This is a genomic window from Verrucosispora sp. WMMD573 (genome assembly GCF_027497175.1).
Lineage (GTDB): Bacteria > Actinomycetota > Actinomycetes > Mycobacteriales > Micromonosporaceae > Micromonospora.
The window spans coordinates 1,575,607-1,593,236 of record NZ_CP114901.1; the positions used below are offsets into that span (position 1 = coordinate 1,575,607).

General features: G+C 73.6%; 13 protein-coding genes. 3 read left to right on the forward strand and 10 right to left on the reverse strand.

Going from position 1 to position 17,630, the window contains the following annotated elements:
- Nucleotides 1-85: 85 nt before the first annotated feature.
- Genes O7601_RS07285 through O7601_RS07295 form a run of 3 tightly spaced genes read left to right on the forward strand, consistent with a single transcriptional unit; the run spans nt 86 to nt 2,356 of the window.
- A complete protein-coding gene (locus O7601_RS07285) occupies nt 86-769 on the forward strand; it encodes an allophanate hydrolase subunit 1 (protein ID WP_281565439.1) in 684 nt (227 codons plus the stop codon).
- Complete coding sequence (locus tag O7601_RS07290) at nt 766-1,623, forward strand: biotin-dependent carboxyltransferase family protein (protein ID WP_281565440.1); 858 nt, start codon at nt 766-768, stop codon at nt 1,621-1,623. Before O7601_RS07285 ends, O7601_RS07290 begins: the two co-directional genes overlap by 4 nt.
- Entirely contained in the window at nt 1,607-2,356 is a 750-nt protein-coding gene (locus tag O7601_RS07295; RefSeq protein ID WP_281565441.1) for a 5-oxoprolinase subunit PxpA, read from the forward strand. Before O7601_RS07290 ends, O7601_RS07295 begins: the two co-directional genes overlap by 17 nt.
- Nucleotides 2,357-2,408: 52 nt before the next feature.
- Here O7601_RS07295 and O7601_RS07300 read toward each other — a convergent pair whose 3' ends face one another.
- From O7601_RS07300 to O7601_RS07345, 10 genes are all read right to left on the reverse strand, one after another.
- The gene (locus O7601_RS07300; protein WP_281565442.1) at nt 2,409-4,244 is read right to left on the reverse strand and encodes an NHL domain-containing thioredoxin family protein; all 1,836 of its coding nucleotides are present in this window, start codon (nt 4,242-4,244) and stop codon (nt 2,409-2,411) included.
- 133 nt (nt 4,245-4,377) lie between these two features.
- The gene (locus tag O7601_RS07305) at nt 4,378-6,852 is read right to left on the reverse strand and encodes a hypothetical protein (RefSeq protein WP_281565443.1); all 2,475 of its coding nucleotides are present in this window, start codon (nt 6,850-6,852) and stop codon (nt 4,378-4,380) included.
- A 342-nt stretch (nt 6,853-7,194) separates the two neighbouring features.
- Nucleotides 7,195-7,332 carry a hypothetical protein gene (locus tag O7601_RS07310; RefSeq protein ID WP_165437957.1) on the reverse strand — a complete coding sequence of 46 codons (138 nt, stop codon included), beginning with the start codon at nt 7,330-7,332 and terminating at the stop codon, nt 7,195-7,197.
- A 219-nt stretch (nt 7,333-7,551) separates the two neighbouring features.
- Nucleotides 7,552-9,015, reverse strand: a complete 1,464-nt coding sequence (locus tag O7601_RS07315) for a dihydrolipoamide acetyltransferase family protein (protein ID WP_281566834.1) — start codon at nt 9,013-9,015, stop codon at nt 7,552-7,554.
- Nucleotides 9,016-9,020: 5 nt separating this feature from the next.
- The gene (locus tag O7601_RS07320; RefSeq protein ID WP_281565444.1) at nt 9,021-10,010 is read right to left on the reverse strand and encodes an alpha-ketoacid dehydrogenase subunit beta; all 990 of its coding nucleotides are present in this window, start codon (nt 10,008-10,010) and stop codon (nt 9,021-9,023) included.
- A complete protein-coding gene (gene pdhA, locus O7601_RS07325; RefSeq protein ID WP_281565445.1) occupies nt 10,010-11,185 on the reverse strand; it encodes a pyruvate dehydrogenase (acetyl-transferring) E1 component subunit alpha in 1,176 nt (391 codons plus the stop codon). Before pdhA ends, O7601_RS07320 begins: the two co-directional genes overlap by 1 nt.
- 633 nt (nt 11,186-11,818) lie before the next feature.
- Nucleotides 11,819-12,553 carry a hypothetical protein gene (locus tag O7601_RS07330; RefSeq protein WP_281565446.1) on the reverse strand — a complete coding sequence of 245 codons (735 nt, stop codon included), beginning with the start codon at nt 12,551-12,553 and terminating at the stop codon, nt 11,819-11,821.
- Nucleotides 12,554-12,726: 173 nt separating this feature from the next.
- Nucleotides 12,727-13,947: a hypothetical protein gene (locus O7601_RS07335; RefSeq protein WP_281565447.1), complete on the reverse strand. Its 1,221-nt coding sequence runs from the start codon at nt 13,945-13,947 to the stop codon at nt 12,727-12,729.
- 51 nt (nt 13,948-13,998) lie between these two features.
- Nucleotides 13,999-15,675 carry a GTPase gene (locus tag O7601_RS07340; RefSeq protein ID WP_281566835.1) on the reverse strand — a complete coding sequence of 559 codons (1,677 nt, stop codon included), beginning with the start codon at nt 15,673-15,675 and terminating at the stop codon, nt 13,999-14,001.
- A gap of 5 nt (nt 15,676-15,680) precedes the next feature.
- Nucleotides 15,681-17,546 carry a GTPase domain-containing protein gene (locus tag O7601_RS07345; RefSeq protein ID WP_281565448.1) on the reverse strand — a complete coding sequence of 622 codons (1,866 nt, stop codon included), beginning with the start codon at nt 17,544-17,546 and terminating at the stop codon, nt 15,681-15,683.
- Nucleotides 17,547-17,630: the final 84 nt, after the last annotated feature.

Consider the following 17,630-nt stretch of genomic DNA (forward strand, 5'->3'; position numbering starts at 1 on the left):
AGGTTACTTTCGGGTAGTGCAACTGGTCACGCTGTCCGACCAGCGGCCGACGCGAAAGCAGCCAGCTTTCCGGGAGGATGGCGGGATGCGGATCAGACGGGTCGGCACGCACGCTCTCCTGCTCGACCTCGCGCCACCGGAGGCCACCGACGCCGCGGCACCGCCGAGCCGGGACACCGAGGTGGCCGCCGCCGTCGAGGTGTGGCGGGCGGAGCTGTGGCGCCGCCGAGAGCGAGGCGAACTGGTCGCCGTAGAGATCGTGCCGGCCGCCGCCACCGTGCTGCTCGACGGCGTACCCGATCCACCGGCCACCGCCGCCCTGATCGCCACCTGGACCGCCTCCGCGTCTGCCGCCCGGATACCGACGGCGGCGCTCACCGCCGCATCCGACCGACTCGTCCAGGTACCCGTCAGCTACGACGGCGAAGATCTCTCCCGGGTCGCCGATCACTGGCGCACGGACCTACCCGGTGTGGTGCGTCGCCTGCGGGAAACCGAGTTCGTGGTGGCATTCTGCGGTTTCGCCCCCGGCTTCGGGTACCTCACCGGGCTGCCCGCCGAGCTGGTGGTGCCCCGGCTGTCGACGCCCCGGCAACGGGTGCCGGCCGGCTCGGTCGCGCTTGCCGGTCCGTACGCGGGCATCTATCCCACCGCGTCCCCCGGCGGTTGGCTGCTGGTCGGACGGACCGAGGTGACCCTCTTCGACGTGACGGCGGACCCGCCGGCCCTGCTCAGCCCCGGCACCCGGGTCCGGCTGGTGGACCGGTGAGCGGCCTCCTCGAAGTGCTCCGAGCCGGTGCGTTGACCACCGTGCAGGACCTCGGTCGGCCCGGCTGGGCGCACCTCGGCGTACCCCGCTCCGGCGCCCTCGACCCGGCAGCGCTGCGCCTGGCCAACCGCCTGGTCGGCAATCCCGAGCACGCGGCCGGGCTGGAGATCACGCTGACCGGCTGCGAGCTGCGACCCACCCGGGCCACCACCGTCGCCATCGTCGGTGCCGAGGTCGACGTTCGGGTCGGCCAGCGTCCCGGTGACACCGGCCGCCCGCTGGCCGTACCAGGCGGGACGGTGCTGCGCATCGGCCCCGCCCGACAGGGCCTGCGCTGCTGGCTCGCGGTGGCCGGTGGCATCGCCGTCACACCGGTCCTGGGCAGCCGGTCCACCGACACCCTCGCCGGGCTCGGACCGGCACCGCTGCGCGACGGCGACCTGCTGCCGCTGGGCATCCCCGCCAACCCGCCCGCCCCGGTCGACGTCACCGTGCCGGCGGCGTCCCCGACGGAGGTGCGGCTGACCGTGCGGCTCGGCCCCCGGCACGACTGGTTCACCCCGGCGGCAGTGGACCAGCTGCTCGGCACGGCGTACCAGGTGAGTCCGTTGAGCAACCGGGTCGGCGCGCGCCTGAGCGGCGCGCCGCTGCCCCGCGCGGTGGCCGGGGAACTGCCCAGCGAAGGGCTCGTCCTCGGCGCGGTGCAGGTGCCGGCGGACGGCCAACCACTGGTCTTCCTCGCCGACCATCCCACCACCGGCGGATACCCGGTCATCGCGGTGGTGGACGACGTGACCCCGCTCGCGCAGGCCCGCCCAGGCACTACGGTGAGATTTCATGGACCTCAACGCTGACCTCGGCGAGGGCTTCGGCATCTGGCGTCTCGGCGACGACCAGGCCCTGCTGAACCTGGTCACCTCCGCCAACGTCGCCTGCGGCTTCCACGCCGGGGACCCGGCCACGATGCGCCGGGTCTGCGCCGCCGCTGCGGAGCGGGGAGTCGCCGTCGGAGCCCAGGTCGGCTATCGGGACCTCGCCGGCTTCGGTCGGCGGCACATCGAGTACGAGTTCGCGGAGCTGCGCGACGAGGTGCTCTACCAACTCGGCGCGCTCAACGCGTTCTGCCGGGCGTACCGCACCCAGGTCCGCTACCTCAAGCCGCACGGGGCGCTCTACCATGCGGCGGCCAGCGAGGAACTGCCGGCGGCAGCCCTGCTGGCCGCGCTCGACGACTACGACCCGGAACTGCCCGTACTCTGCCCACCCGGGTCGGTGCTGGCCCAACTCGCCCAGGGCGCCGGCATCCGGGTGGTGGCCGAGGGGTTCGCCGACCGGAACTACCTGCCCAACGGTCGCCTGGTACCACGGACCTCGCCGGACGCGTTGGTCACCGACCCGCAGGAGGTGGCCCGCCGGGCGGTGCTGATGGCCACCGAACGGGTCGTGGTGACGATCGACGGCGGTACGGTCCCATGCGTGGTGGAGTCGGTCTGCCTGCACGGCGACAGCCCAGGCGCGGTGGCCGCCGCGGAACTCGTCCGCGCCGCCCTCGTCGACGCCGGAGTCACTCCCGCCCCGTTCGCCTGACGTGCCGCGAAGGACACCCTGTTTCCGATGCCATTCCGGACGTGGTCGGGCCTCAGCCGGCGTCCATGCCGCGCAGCACCAACGGCAGCCGGCCGGCACCGCCGTCGACCACCCGCACTGGTACGCCCCAGTCCTGCCGGGTCAGGTGGCAGGCCGCGTGCTCCACATCGGCGTCACAGGTGGCCGCCTGGGCGGTCACCTGAAGCACCCCGTCGGGCACCGAGCCATCGATCACCAGACGGCGGGACAGGTCGGTGCCGGTGCCGGCCCCCTCGACCAGCAATTCCGGCGGCGACGCCGAGACGACGAGTCGGGTGGACGGTCCGAAGGTGTCGTCCAGCTTCTGCCCGGGGGCCGGAGTGAAGACGACATCCAGTACGACCTCGCCCGAGGCCAGTTCCGTCGGCCGGCGCTCGGTACGGTGCCGGGGGCCGTCGACGGTCTCCGCGCCGGCCGCCGAGAGGGCACCGGGAGCCAGCCGGGTGACCCGGTGCGCCGCCGACTCCACCACCAGCACCGCGCCGTCGGCGGTGAGCACCAGGTCGCTGGGCTCGGCCAGGCCGGTGGCGACAGTGGCGACCTGATCACTGGCCGGGTCGTACCGGCGTACCGCGCCGTTGTAGGTGTCGGCGATCAGGACCGATCCGTCGGGCAGGGCGCAGACGCCGAGCGGATGCTGTAGCAGGGCCTGTGCCGCCGGCCCGTCCACGTGACCGAAGTCGAACAGGCCCTGACCCACGGCGGTACCCAGGACGCCGTTCTCGACGTAGCGGACGGCGCTGGTCTCGCTGTCGGCCACCCAGAGCCGGTCGCCGTCGGTGGAGACGGCAAGCCCGGACGGCTGGGCCAGCCAGGCTTCGGCCAGCGGCCCGTCGCGTAGCGCCTCCACCGTGGTGCCGGCGTACATGCCGGCGGTGCGCTTGATCGGGTCGAACCACCAGAGCTGGTGGATGCCGGCCATGGCGATGATGAGCCTGTCGTCGTACCAGGCGAGGTCCCAGGGTGAGGAAAGGTCGACCGAGCGGGCATCGTGCGCGTGGTCGTCGACAGTCGACCGCCACTGCCGTCCGGTACCGGCCACGGTGAGCACCTCGCCGGTGGCCAGCCGTACGCCCCGCAGCAGGTGGTTGACGGTGTCGGCGACCACCAGGTCGTAGCCGGCGACCTCGGCCACCTGAGGCGGCAGCAGACACAGCCCCTGCGGCTCGGAGAAGGTCGCGGCACCGGCGGCACCGTCGGTCCGGCCCCGCTCGCCGGCGCCGATGGTACTGACGACGGTCTCAGCGTCGGCGGCCAGTTCGACCAGGCGGTGCCGCGCCGAGTCGGAGACCAGCAGACCACCGTCGGGCAGGGCCACCGCCTTGCCCGGGAAGCGGAGGGTGGTCTCCGGCTCGGCGACCGGGACGTACGGGCCGTCGCCCCGGTGCAGCGTGCCCTTGACCTCGTGGGTGGCGATCAGGTCGTCGATCAGCCGGGCCAGCCCGTCCGCGTGGCCCTCACCCGCCATGGTGGCCACCACGTATCCCTCCGGGTCGATCACCGCGAGGGTCGGCCAGGCACGGGCCGCGTACTGCTGCCACATGTCCAGCTCAGGATCGTCAAGGACGGGGTGGTGCACGCCGTACCGCTCGACGGCGGCGGCCAGCGCGTCGGCGTCCTTCTCGTGCTCGAACTTCGGCGAGTGCACCCCGATCACCACGAGGACGTCGGCGTACTTCTGCTCAAGGGGACGCAACTCGTCCAACACGTGCAGGCAGTTGATGCAACAGAAGGTCCAGAAGTCCGCGATGACGATCTTGCCTCGCAGGTCGGCGAGCGTCAGCTGCCGCCCGCCGGTGTTCAACCAGGCCCGACCCCGAAGCTCGGGAGCCCGCACACGTGCACTCATGCCCCCATCGTGCCCTACCGGCCGACGCCAGCCGGCTCGAAGGGGAGGCGAGCCGGGCAAGGCCGGGGTCGGCCGGGCAGGAACGAGGCGGGGCCACGGTTGCCCGTGACCCCGCCGTCGAGTGTGCGACAGCTCAGCCGCCGGTTGCCTCCTTGAGGCAGAGCACCGGGTTGGCGGTGGCGCCGCGGAGGTCCACGTACGGCATGGCCGGGTCGGGGCACTTGTCCTTCGACTCGACCTTGGACACCACGGTGAAGGCTTCCGGATCGGTGCAGTCGACCGCCACGGGAGTGTCGCCGGAACGCTTGACGCACGAGCCGACCGGCGGGTCGAAGGCGTTCGCGTCGTCCGAACCACCGACCATGCCGAGGAGCATCAGCAGCCCGAGCGGAATGGCCAGGATGAGCACGGCGGCGACCAGCACCGCGGCGAGTACCCGCCCGTTGCGTACCTTCGGTGCCGGAGCTTCCGGTGCCGGCTCAGCGACGGGCTTGAACGCGTCGAAGCGACCCTGCTCCACCTCGCCCGACCCGCTGCCCGGACCCGGGCTCCACGGTGGTGCGGACTGCGGCGGAGGAGGGAACGCCGAGTTGTGCTCGCCGCCCGGCTCGGAGCGGACGGGCGAGCCGTAGGCAACGCCCGGGCGCTCGGGCGGCCCGCCGAACGGGTCGTTGCCCGGCCCACCGTACGGGTCACGCGGTGCGCCGCCGAAGGGGTCGGCCGGGCGTTCCGGCTCGGCGTGCGGCCGTGTGCCGTTGACCGGCCGGTTGGCCGGAGGTGCGTCGATGAAGGACGGTATCCCCGGCGGGAACGCGGGTGGCGCAGCCGGCGAAGCCGGGGCGGCCGGACCGGCGAAGGCGTTCGGCCCGCCCATCGGTGGCTCCCGGTCGGCGAAGCGGGGCTCCGGGGTCTGCTCGAACCGCTCCGGGCCCTGATCGCCGCGTGCCGCGGCCTGGTCGACGTCGAACCGTCCCGGACTCTGGTCGAAGCGGGGCACCAGGGGCTGCTCGCCGTGCTCCTGGACCGGCTCCTCGGTGTGCTCGGGGCGGGCCGGCCGGCCGTACACCCGTGGTTGCGGCGCGGACGAACCGGTCGGGCGAACCGCGTGGTCGGCCGGGGGCATGACCCGGCTGGACAGCGGCACGGAGGCGCTCGCCGCGACACCGCCGCCGGCCGGCGGCGTGGCGCGGCCCTCGGCCTCCGGAGAGGTGCGCGGTGCCGGGATGACCGGGGACTGCGGCTCGTCGTGTCGGGGCTCGGGGTGACCCCAGGCCGGGCCGCCCGCCGGCTGGTCGGCGACCGGGCGGCCAGGAGGCCCGGCTGGGTCGTCGGTGAACGGCGCGGGCTGGGCGAAGTCCGCAGGTGGTGTGGCGGCCAGGCTGGCACCCGGCACCCGCTGCTCCTGTGGCGGCAACGGCACCATGTTGGCCGGGGAGATGCCCGGGCCGGGTGCGGGCTGGTAGACGGCGTCCTCGGCGCGGCCTGCGTCGGGTTCGGAGGTGGTTCGGGGTGCGGCGGGCTCCGCCGCCTGACCCCACGCCTCACCGGGTGCCCACGGCTCGATGTCCGGCACGGCGGACCGATCGGCGGCGGTACGGGACGGCAGCGGCTCGGCGGACGGGCTCCAGGACGGCGGCGGGCCGGCAGCCGGGTTGCCTGCGGCCCAGCCGGTCGATTCCTCCCGTGCGGGCGTGGCCCAGTCGGGCTGTGCCGCCCGGTCACCGCCCGAGTGCCATCCCTCGGCCGGCTGCTCGGCCCAGCCGCCCCCGGCGGGCTCCCGTCGCTGGCCGGTCGCCCAGCCGGACTGCTCCGGCTGCTCCGCGGGCCACGCCTCGGCGGGTGCCGACCCGTCGGCGGGCCGCTGCTGGCCCGCGTCCGGGGCCGGCACCTGGGCGCTGGCCCGGGCTGCCGGCTCGCGGGCGGGCGGCGGCTGGTCGGCAGGCGCCCAGGCCGGCTCGGACTGACCTGCGGTCGAGGCCCAGCCGGGAGTCTGGTCGTCGCCACTCGGGGCGCCGGCCCAGTCCGGCTGCTGGCCGCCGGCCCACCCACCGGCCGCTGCCGGGTTGGCCTGGCCCGGGGTGGGCTGACCGCCGGCCCAGTCGGGCTGACTCGTGGCCGGTTGGTTGGCGGCCCAGTCGGGCTGACTCGTGGCTGGTTGGTTCGGCGTCCATTCGGCGGGGTGCGCGGTGTCCCCAGTGGCGGGATCCGTGGCCCAGGCGGGCCCGGCCTGGCCGCCGTTCGCCCAGGCAGGTTGATCCGATGTGGGCGGTGCGGCCGGTGCCCAGCCGGGAGCGGGCTGCTGCGGCTGGTCTGCCTGGGCCGCCCAGGCCGGCTGACTGCCGGCGGGCTGGTCCCAACTGCCGGGTGTGGCTTCCGCCTGGCGGGTCGCCTGGGCGCTGCCCCACGCGTTGCCCTGCTGGTTGGCCCAGGCTGGTGCGGACGTGTCCGGGCGGGCGGGTGGTGGCGGTGCCCAACCGAGGTCGGGGGCGGATGCGCCGTACCCGTTGTCCTGCTGAGCCGGTCCGTCGCCGTACGGCGCCGGTCCGCCGCCGCCCGGCGGCACCTCGTCCGGCTCCTGGCCGGGGCGGTGCGGGCCCTCGGACGTCATGCGTGCGCCTCCTCCATCACATGTCGGCCGCCGTCGCCGATGGTCTCGGCAGGGCAGCCGGCGGTGCCGGCGTACCGGCTGTGCCGGCTCCCCGCACCGTATCCCGGTCGCCGCCGGTGGGCTTCCGGGGAGCTTCGGTCATCACTGTCCGTCGCCGGACGGTGTCGAGGTGCTTCTATCGCCTCGACCTGCCCCCGGGTGCGGACGACGACCGAGCCCCACCGTACCGGGCGCTGCGTCGGGGCGGTATCCCGGTGTCAGCGGCGGTCGTAACGCCGACGACCCGCCCGGTTGGCCCGGGCGGGTCGTCGATCTGGAGGAGGCGGATAACGTCGTGTGGCGTCAGTGCATGTGACGCTGGGCGATGGCGAGGATCTCGTCGCGAACCGCGGGCGAACTAGCGGAGCGCAGGGCCCGCTCGATGGCGCGGGCGCGGCGGCTGGCGTCGCGGCGGTTGCGGATTCGCTCGATCATGCTCATGGTGTCTCTCCTCCTGGGCTATTCGGTTGTCGTCCCGTCGGCCCCTCTATTGAAGCGCACCTCACCCCCGGCTTGCCAGCGATTGTTAGGTGAGCTAGGCCACCGGCCTAAGAATCTTAGGCGTATGACACTTGACGGCAACTGGTTCTTCGCCAAATGACTACGGCCGGTGTGCCGGGCGTCAACCCGTGGCACACCGGCCGTCGCCGTCGTCGCGCGTCAGGTCCAGGCGAGCAGGGCCGCCTCCGGGTCGGCGAGGAAGTCACCCACATCGCGGAGGAACTTCGAACCCAGCTCACCATCGATGATCCGGTGATCGAAGGAGAGGCTGAGCGTGGTGACCAGGCGCGGCTTGACCTTGCCCTTGTGGACCCAGGGCTGTTCGCGTACCGCACCGAAGGCCAGGATCGCCGACTCACCCGGGGGCAGGATCGGCGTACCGGTGTCCACCCCGAACACCCCGACGTTGGTGATCGTCAGAGTGCCGCCGGACATGTCGGCCGGCGAGGTCTTGCCGGCCTTGGCGGTCTGCACCAGGTCGGTCATCGCGTCGGCGAGCTCGCGCAGGGTCAACCGGCCGGCGTCCTTGATGTTCGGCACGATCAGGCCGCGCTCGGTGGCCGCCGCGATGCCGAGGTTGACGTACTCCTTGACGACGATCTCGTCGCCGGCCCAACTGGAGTTGACCATCGGATGCCGCCGGACCGCCAGCAGCACCGCCTTCGCGACCAGCAGCAGCGGCGAGACCCGAACCTCACGCCACTCCCGCCGCCCACGCAGCCGGTCGAGCGCCTTCATCGCCCGGGTCACGTCCACGGTCAGGAACTCGGTGACGTGCGGAGCCGTGAAGGCCGAGCGGGACATGTTCTCGGCGGTGAGCTTGCGTACGCCCTTGACCGGAATGCGCTGCTCGCGGTCCGCGCCGAAGCTCGCGGCCGAGCTGACCGGGCTGGTGACCGTCAGTGGCTCGGCCGCTGCGGGGGCCGCCGCCCGCTGTACGTCCTCCCGGGTGATCGAGCCCGACGGTCCGGATCCGGTCAGCGTGCCGAGGTCGACCCCCAGGTCCTTGGCGAGCTTGCGGACCGGCGGCTTGGCCAGCACCGGTCCGCTGCTCCGACCGTTGCCGTTGACCATCGGCGCGGGCGCGGGCTGGACCGGAGCCGGAGCGACCCGTGCCGGGCTGACCTGCACCGGTGCCGCCGGTGCGGTCGCGGCCGGGGTGGTGTCCTTGCGGGGACGGCGCTTCGCCGCCGTGGTGCGCGGACCGTACCCGACGAGAACGGCGGTACGGCCGCCCGGGGCGGGACCGCCGATCAGGCCCGGCTCGACCGCACCCTCGGTCGGTGCGACCTCGACGGCGGCCAACGACGCCGCCGACGGGGTGGGCAGGTCAGTGGTGGGCGCACCGGTGGTGGACTGCTCCACGGGGCCGGCGCCCGGGTCGGTGTCGATCGCGATGATGGGGGTGCCGACCTCGACCGTGGAGCCCTCCGGGTGGAAGATCGCCTGGACCTGGCCGGCCCACTTCGCCGGAATCTCCACGGCCGCCTTCGCCGTCTCCACCTCGACGATCGGCTGGTTCAGCTCGATCGTGTCGCCCACCTTGACCAGCCAGGCGAGGATCTCACCCTCGGTCAGGCCCTCACCCAGGTCGGGCAGGTTGAATTCCTTGATCCGTGACATGCCGCTCACCAGCCGAAGGTGCGGTCGACGGCGTCGAGCACCCGGTCGAGGTCGGGAAGGTACTCCTCCTCCACCCGGGCTGCCGGGTACGGGGTGTCGAAGCCGGCCACCCGTAGCACCGGCGCCTCCAGCGAGTAGAAGCACTCCTCGGTGATCCGGGCTGCGACCTCCGCACCCATGCCCAGGTTGGATGGTGCCTCGTGCACCACCACCGCGCGGCCGGTACGCCGCACCGACTCGTACACCACGCCGAGGTCCAGCGGGGAGAGCGTACGCAGGTCGACGACTTCCAGGTTCCGCCCGTCCTCGGCGGCGGCGGTCGCCGCGTCGAGGCAGGTACGCACCATCGGGCCGTACGCGAGCAGGGTGGCGTCGGTGCCCTCCCGCGCGATCCGGGAAGCGTGCAGCGGGTACGCCTCGGACAGTGGAGCGTCCAGCTCGACCTGTCCCTTCTCCCAGTAACGCCGCTTCGGCTCCAGGAACACGATCGGGTCGTCCGAGGCGATGGCCTGCTGGATCATCACGTAGGCGTCCTGCGGGCTGGCGCAGGAGACCACCTTCAACCCGGCGGTGTGCGCGAAGTACGCCTCGGGCGACTCGGAGTGGTGCTCCACCGCCCCGATGCCGCCGCCGAACGGGATCCGGATCACCATCGGGATGTTGAGCTTGCCCCGTGAGCGGTAGTGCATCTTCGCGACCTGCGACACGATCTGGTCGTACGCGGGGTAGACGAAACCGTCGAACTGGATCTCGCAGACCGGGCGGTAGCCCCGGATGGCCAGGCCGACGGCGGTGCCGATGATGCCGGACTCGGCGAGCGGGGTGTCGATCACCCGCTGGTCGCCGAAGTCCTTCTGCAATCCGTCGGTGATTCGGAAGACGCCGCCGAGCTTGCCGACGTCCTCGCCCATGATGACGACCTTCGGGTCGTTCTCCAGTGCCTTGCGCAGGCCGGCGTTGAGGGCCTTGCCGAGGGTGAGCGTCTCCGTGGCCATCAGTGCGCGCTCCCCTCGAACGACTCCAGGTACCGGTTGAACTGCGCGCGCTGCTCGTCGAGCAGCGGCGACCCGTTGGGGTAGACGTGGTCGAACATGGTGTCCGGTTCCGGGTTCGGCATGGCGAGCACCCGCTCGCGAAGGTCCACCGCCTCCCGGCGGGCCTGCTCGTCGACCTCGGTGAAGAAACCGGCTTCGGCGATCTTCTCCCGCTCCAGGAACGCCTTCATCCGGGCGATCGGGTCCTTGGCCTGCCACGCCTCGACCTCGCTGGCGATCCGGTAGCGGGTCGGGTCGTCGGAGGTGGTGTGCGCGCCCATCCGGTAGGTGTACGCCTCGATCAGGCTCGGGCCCTGTCCGTGCCGGGCGTTGTCCAGTGCGTGCCGCGTCACCGCGTAGGTGGCCAGCACGTCGTTGCCGTCGACCCGGACGCCGGGGAACCCGAAGCCGGCGGCCCGCCGGTAGAGGGGGATGCGGGTCTGCCGCTCCAGCGGCTCGGAGATGGCGTACTGGTTGTTCTGGCAGAAGAACACCAGGGGGGAGTTGAACACGCCGGCCCAGACGAACGCTTCGTTGACGTCACCCTGGCTGGTGGCGCCGTCACCGAAGTAGGCGATCACCGCCTCGCCGTCGTCGGTGCCGGTCTTGCCGTCCATCGCGACGCCCATGGCGTAGCCGGTGGCGTGCAGGGTCTGCGCGCCGATCACGATCGTGTACATGTTGAACTTGAACTCGTTCGGGTCCCAGCCACCCTGGTCGACCCCGCGGAACAGGCCCAGCGGCATGATCGGGTCGATGCCACGGCAGTAGAGCACGCCGTGCTCGCGGTAGGTGGGGAACGCCATGTCCTGCGTACGCAGGGCCCGGCCGGAACCGACCTGCGCCGCCTCCTGGCCGAGCAGGCTCGCCCAGATGCCCAGCTCACCCTGCCGTTGCAGGGCGGTCGCCTCGGCGTCCAGCTTCCGAACGAGCACCAGGTCGCGGTAGAGGCCGCGGTACTCCTCGTCGGTGAAGTCGACGCGGTACTCGGTGCCGTCCGGGCCGGTCACGCTCTCGATCCGCTCGCCCGAGGGCGTGAGCAACTGCACCAGCTCCGGATCGCCGGTGGTGGCCTTCCTGGATCGGGGTGCGGCTCGCCGGCCGCGGGCCGGGGCCCCGGGGTCGCCCTTTGCCATCCGTTTCTCCCTGTCGTGTCTGCGTCGGCACCGGGGGGTCACCCGGCCGCGCGACTCGTGCGCCCGTCCCGGCTGGTGCCGGGATGGTTCCTGGCGGCCACGCCTGACCCCGGTAGGGGCTGCCGCGCGGCATGAGCCGGGTTCTGGCCGAACCCGGTTCGGGAGCGCCGGTGCCCAGTCGCGCCTACCGCGTGGGTGCGCGGAGGTCGCGGCTGCGCTGCCGCCGTGTCTTTAGTTTCGCATCAGAGGTGAGGCGTCCCACACCCCGCCCGCCCCGCATCCGGCGGCCGGCCCGCTTCGTTACCCGAAGCGCCGGAGTGTCCGGTCGAACGACGCGCGACCGTTCCGGTGGTGGTTCGTCACCATTCGGCCAAGATACGCATGTCGACACGCGGTAGGGGTTGGCTGACCCAAAGTCACTGCCCCAGGCTGATCGCGTGGGCCGGCGCCAGCTTCGGCGGCTCGCCGGGGTACCCGTCGGGCGGCCCTGACCAGGGGCGACGACGAGGAGTGCGTGGTGTCCGAACCAGGTGAAGGCCCCGGGACGCCGATCCTCGGCCGGCACCGGGCGTCCACCTACCGCCCCGTGGTGGGTGCGCACCGGGCCGTGCGTACCGCGGGACCCACCCGGGGCTATCTGCTGACGGTGGCGCTGCTCGCCGGCACGGCCTCGATGCCGGTCCTCGCCGCGATCAGCACCGGCTCCGCGACGGTCGGCAGCACCGCAGTGCCGGACGGCAGTACGCCGTTCATCCCGACGCCCTCCATCGGTCCGGTGGTGGTCCCGCCGCCGCCCACCGGTTCGCCGACGTCCACCGTGACCGCGGTGCCATCGGTCGAGCCGGCGGCACCGCCGGTCAACCCCGTGGTGCCGACGCCACGACTGCACATCGTCGGCACTCCGGGTGCCCACCCGCCGGCCCGTCGCCCCGACGCGCCGGCGACCGCGCCGGCTCCCCGGCCGCCCGTCAGCACCCCGGCCCCGCGCCCGGCACCCACCCCGAGCCGCTCCCCCTCGCCGGCCCCGACGAGCGGTTCGCCCACGCCGACCGCCGATCCGGACCCGCCGACCGCCTCGGCCGACCCGACCGCGTCCGACGACCCGCCGACCACGGGCCCGAGCCCGTCGACCGGTCCTTCCGCCTCGGCCGACCCGACCGCGTCGACTGATCCTTCCGCGTCCGCCGATCCGGACCCGTCGGGCGGCCCTTCCGCATCCGCCGCGCCGAGCGCGTCTAACGACCCGTCGCCGACGGCCGACCCGAGTGCGTCAGGTGGCCCTTCCGCGTCCGCCGCGCCGGGAGGTCCGTCGGCCGCCCCGAGCGGTGGCGGGTCAGCACCGGAGCCCCCACCGAGCGACATCGTCATCGAACCACTGTTGCCCGGCACCCCCGAGCCCCGTGGCAGCGCCCGATCCCGGGCACGCATCCGCCTGCGGGACCGGTGCCGGTCCGCTGCCGGCCGGACCGACGGTGCCGGCCCTACCGACGGTGCCGGGCGTGAGGCGAGCCGGTGAGCGTGCGTGAGGCGAGCCGGTGAGGTCAGCTGTCGTCGGCGAGGCGGTGTCGGTTGGCCTCGATCCAGGCGTCCAGGGCCGCCGGATCGTCCGGGTCGATGCCGTCGGCCATCAACTGGGCCACCGCGGCGGTGGCCGGGCTGCGCCGCTCGCCGGTCGCGTAGAGCCGGACGAACTCCGGCACCATCTCCTCGATCGCCGCGTCCGTGGCGCCGGCTGCCGACTCGGGCAGCCCACGCCGGTGGGCCGCGTAGGCGGCCCAGGCGCGCAGCACCCGGGGCAGCATCGCGGCGTCGTCCATGTCCAGTACGGCCCGGCGGTGCACCCAGTCGAGCAGGAAGAGACCGGCGACGGTCGGGCTCCACCGCAGCGGGTCGGCGTCGGGGAAGGTGGCCGCGTGATCGAGCAGCAGGCCCAGACAGAAGTGCAGCGAGGCCAGTTCGGCGTCGTCGACCGCGTCCAGTCCGGCCCGGGCGGCATCCGGCGAGCTTAGGAACCGGCGGATCTCCGCGGCCCGCTCGGCGTCGGGCAACGGCTCGTCGGCCTGCCGGGGCGGTGGTGCGGTCGTGGCCGGCAGGACCGCCAGCCGGGCGCCGACAAGGGCCCGGTCGGTGGCCAGTGAGGCGGCGCCGGGCAGCTGACCCAGGTGGTCGGTGACCGCCAGGTGTCGGCTCACCTCGTCCCGCATCCGGGTCGGGCTCTCCTCCCGGAACCAGGTCAACTCGTCTTCGGCGCACAACTGTCGGACCTGCTCCAGGATGCGGCCCGCCGGACCGCCGACGAACACGTCCTTGGTGATGCCGATGTTGTGGTCGATCAGCGCGACCAGGGCGTGTTCCGGCCCTCCGGTCGCGTCGTCGTAGGCGAACGTGGCCAGGTAGGAGGTCTGGTCGCCGTACACGTCGCCGTACGCCCAGGTGCCGGTGAGGTGCACCTTGCCGAGCTGCCCGGACCAGGCCGGTGCGGTCGCACCGGGACGGACCCGGTCCGCGCCGGCCGCGTCCGGCACCAGGGCCGCGAAGACGGCCCGGACCGTCGTCGCCGCGACCGCCCGTCGTCTCGATGTGGCGGCCAGGAAGCCGCCCACGAAGTCGCGTACCGCCGCCTCCCGGTCCGTCTCGGCGACCTCGTACACGCTGCCGAGCAGGGCCGCACCGAGCATCTCCGCATCGAGGGCCGAGTCGAGCTTGGTCACGTCGCGTGCGGCGTGCAGCACCGCGTCGTAAGGGGTCTGTGGCGTGGCCATGACTCGACCCTACGCCGATCGTGCGGCGTCCAGGAATGTTCAGCGGCCGGGTCAGCGGTGTCGGGCGACCTCGAGGACGGTGCGCGCGTCGGCGTGTGCGGCGATCACGCCCCGCACCGGGGCCAGCACCTGCTGCTCGCCGACGCCGGCGATGGCCCGGGTCAGCTGTGCCTCCGCCCGGTGCCGGGCCTGCCGGGCGGCCCACCGCACCAGCGGGCGGGTCAGGGCCGCGACGAGCAACCCGGTCAGCAGCCCGCCGAGCAGCAGCAGGGTCGGCACCGGTACCTCACCGACCATCGGATGCCGCAACTCCGGCAACCCGAGAGCCCGTACCGCGTAGCCGAGGACCAGCCAGCCCAGCCCGGCCACCGCGGCGAACGTCACCAGCCACTGCACCCCGCCCACCAGCCGCCACCAGGCACGCGGACGGTCGACGCCGAGATCGGTGCTGGCGAGCGCGCCGTCCAGGGCGTCCGGCAGGTCGCCGAGACGGGACCGGGCCGCTGCGGCCATCGCATCCGGCCAGGCGTTCGGCAGCCCGTCCCCGGCCCGCTCGGCCACCGTCCGCAGGGCCAGTGCCAGTGCGGACTTGTCGGCCGCGTTGGGCTCGGGTACGGAGGTGGCGGCCACCAGGCTTCCCGCCGGGTCACCACCGGCCCGCCGGTCGGGCAGGTGCAGCCGGCGCAGCGGGTCGGCCCGCAGTCGCCGCCAGAGCCGCAGCAACGGCCAGCCGGTGGCAGCCGCGGCGCGATGCCGGTAAGCCTGCTCGACCGCCGCCACGACCGTCGGCACGCCGGCCGCGTTGCACAGGGCACGGTCCAGCGCGGTGACCGCGGGATCGTCGGCGGCGAGCGCGGTGCGGGGCGCGCCGACCATGCCGTCCAGCGCGTCGACGACGGCGTCGACGTCACCGGAGAGGCGACGCAGCGCGGCCTGTCGTTCGGCGACGGTGCGCTCCAGCGCCGCCCGTAACCCCTCCAGGCCCTCCGGGTCGGCGACGGTGGTGGCCAGCAGCGGTACCCCGTCCAGCCCGTCCGCGTCGAGCAGGCGGCGCAGGTCGGCAAGTACCCGGGGTACCTCGGCGGGGGCCAGCCGGTCGGTCTGGTTGAGCACGACCACCGTTACGTCCCGGTGCCGGTGGAACTCGCGGAGGTAGCTGCGGTGCATCACCCGGTCGGCGTACTTCTGCGGGTCGACCACCCAGACCACCAGGTCCACCAGGCCGAGCAGCCGGTCCACCTCCAGCCGGTGCGAGTGCTCGACGGAGTCGAAGTCCGGCAGGTCGAGCAGGATCAGCCCGTGCAGAGTGGACTCGTCGTCGCCGTCGAGCAGGCTCTCCCGAACGAACCGGTGGCGGGGCAGCACGCCGAGCCAGTCGAGCAGCCGGGTGCCCCCGTCGAGCGGGCCCCACACGCAGGCGTGCGTGACACCGGTGGTGGGCCGGCGTACCCCGACGGGTGAGAGGTCCATCCGGGCCATCGCGTTGAACAGGCTCGACTTGCCGCTGCCGGTGGCTCCGGCAAGCGCCACCACTGTGTGGTCGCGGGAGAGCGCCAGCCGGGTACCGGCGCGTTCGACAAGGGTGCGGGCCGGCACCAGCGGAGTGTCCGGCAGGTGACCGTCGACGATGCCGAGGAACCGCCGCACCGCCTCCAGTCGGGCGACCAGTTGGTCGGCGTCCACCCGCCCGTCGGCGATTCGCAACGCCTCGCGGAGGCGTCCGCCCATGCCGGTCACGGCCGCTCCCCATCGGTCACCGGGGCGTCGACGCCCGTCGTCTGGGCGCTGAGCACGGGTGCGGCGTCGGCGAAGCCGCTGCGTACCCGGGCCGCCTCCACCCGTTCGGCCGCCTGACGCAGATCTGTCGCGGTCCGGGCCGCCGGGCGGGCCTGCCGGGTCCGCGCGAGATATCGGGTGGCCTCGTCGTCCAACAGCACCGTCACCCGCTCCAGCAGGTCCTCCCGGGCCTTTCTGGCCAGCGTACGCACGGCCTGATCGCCGAAGATCGCCTGTAGCACCGCCTGACCGGCGAGGGTGGTGCCGGCGCCGGTGGCGACCTCCAGCCCGGTCGGGATGAAGGCGGTGGAGGCGAAGACAGCGATCATCACGGCCAGCCCGGTGGCGTTGACCGCGTACGCCGCTGTCCGCGCCACGAAGCGCCGGTCGGCGCCTTCGGCCCGGACCAGTTCCAGCACGCCGCGCTGCCAGTCGCGTACCAGGCGCTCGGCGCGCTGCGGCAGGTCGGCGGCATGGTGGGCGAGGTCGGGTTCGAGCAGGGCAGCGCCGGCCGGGTGCGCCTTCCATCCGGTGTACGCGTGCTCGGCGGCCTCCGCGGCCACTCCCCGCAGCAGGGTGACCAATTGCGACTCGATGGCGTCCCGCAGCTCGACGGCGGGCACCGGACGGCGGGAGAAGGCGGCCATGACGCGGTCCCGCAACCGGCCGATCCTCGCTTCGAGGGTGCGGAGGAGGTCGCTGGTGCCGATGAACTCCTGCCAGCGGGCGAGCACCTCGCCACGGAGCAGTCGCCCGTCCCGCAGCCCCTGGTCGACGGTCCGGTTCGCGGCCCGGTACGCCGCACGTACCCGGTCGTCAAGCGCGTCGGCGGCGGCTGCCTGCTCGTCGACGGCGAGCGCGAGGCTCTCGACTGTGGGTTGCAGCAGGGCAAGCGCGCCGCCAAGGGTCTGTCGGACCACCGCCGAACGGGCCTCCGCATCGGCGGCGAGCCGGGCGAACCAGTCCGCCAGCGGTGCGGTGCTGCGGCCCGGTAGCAGCCCCTGCCCGTCGACCCAGGTCTCCGGAAGCACGAACAGCGGCGCGGCGTCGAGACCCTGCTCGGCGAGCATCTCGGCGAGATGGGCGGCCACCTCGTCGGTAGCCTCCGCCGGTACCCGGTTGAGCACCAGGGCGAGTACCGCACCCCTGGCCCGGGCGTTGTGCAGCAGCTCCCAGGGGACGGCGTCGGCGTACCGGGCGGCGGTGGTGACGAAGAGCCAGAGGTCGGCGGCGGCGAGCAGTTGGTTGGCCAAAGCCCGGTTGGCGTCGACCACCGAGTCGATGTCGGGGGCGTCCAGGAACGCCAGCCCCGGAGGGAGCGCCGGGGCGGTGACCAGATGCAGGGTGCGGGGATCGTCGCTGGGTTGGTTGGTGCGGGTGAGCCCCGGCAGCAGCTCTCCCCGGCGGAACCAGGCCGAGTCGGCCGGGTTGCAGACCAGTACCGGAGATCGGGTGGTCGGCCGCAGCACCCCGGCTGCGCTGACCCGGGCCTGCACCAGGCTGTTGACCAGGGTCGACTTGCCGGCGCCGGTGGATCCGCCGACCACCACGAGCAGCGGTGCGTCGAGGCGGGTCAGGCGGGGCAGCAGGTAGTCGTCGAGCTGGTCGGCGAGGGCGGCGACGGTGCGCGCGGCCAGCTCGGCCGAGGGCAGGGCCAGCGGGAACCGGGCCGCCCCGATCGCGGCGCGCAGGCTGGTCAGGGCGTCTGGCAGGGTGTCGTCCCCGGTGGGCGCGGGCCGGTCCTCGCCGGCGCCGGAGGACCCGGTGCGGGCTGCGACGGCGGGCGCGCCGGACGGTGAGGCGGAATCGCCGTGCGTCGTCACCGCTAAAGCGTGCCCGACCGACACAAGGTAAGACAACCGGTCGGTAGGACTGCTGAGTTGCGCCGATCCGACTCAACCCTGACT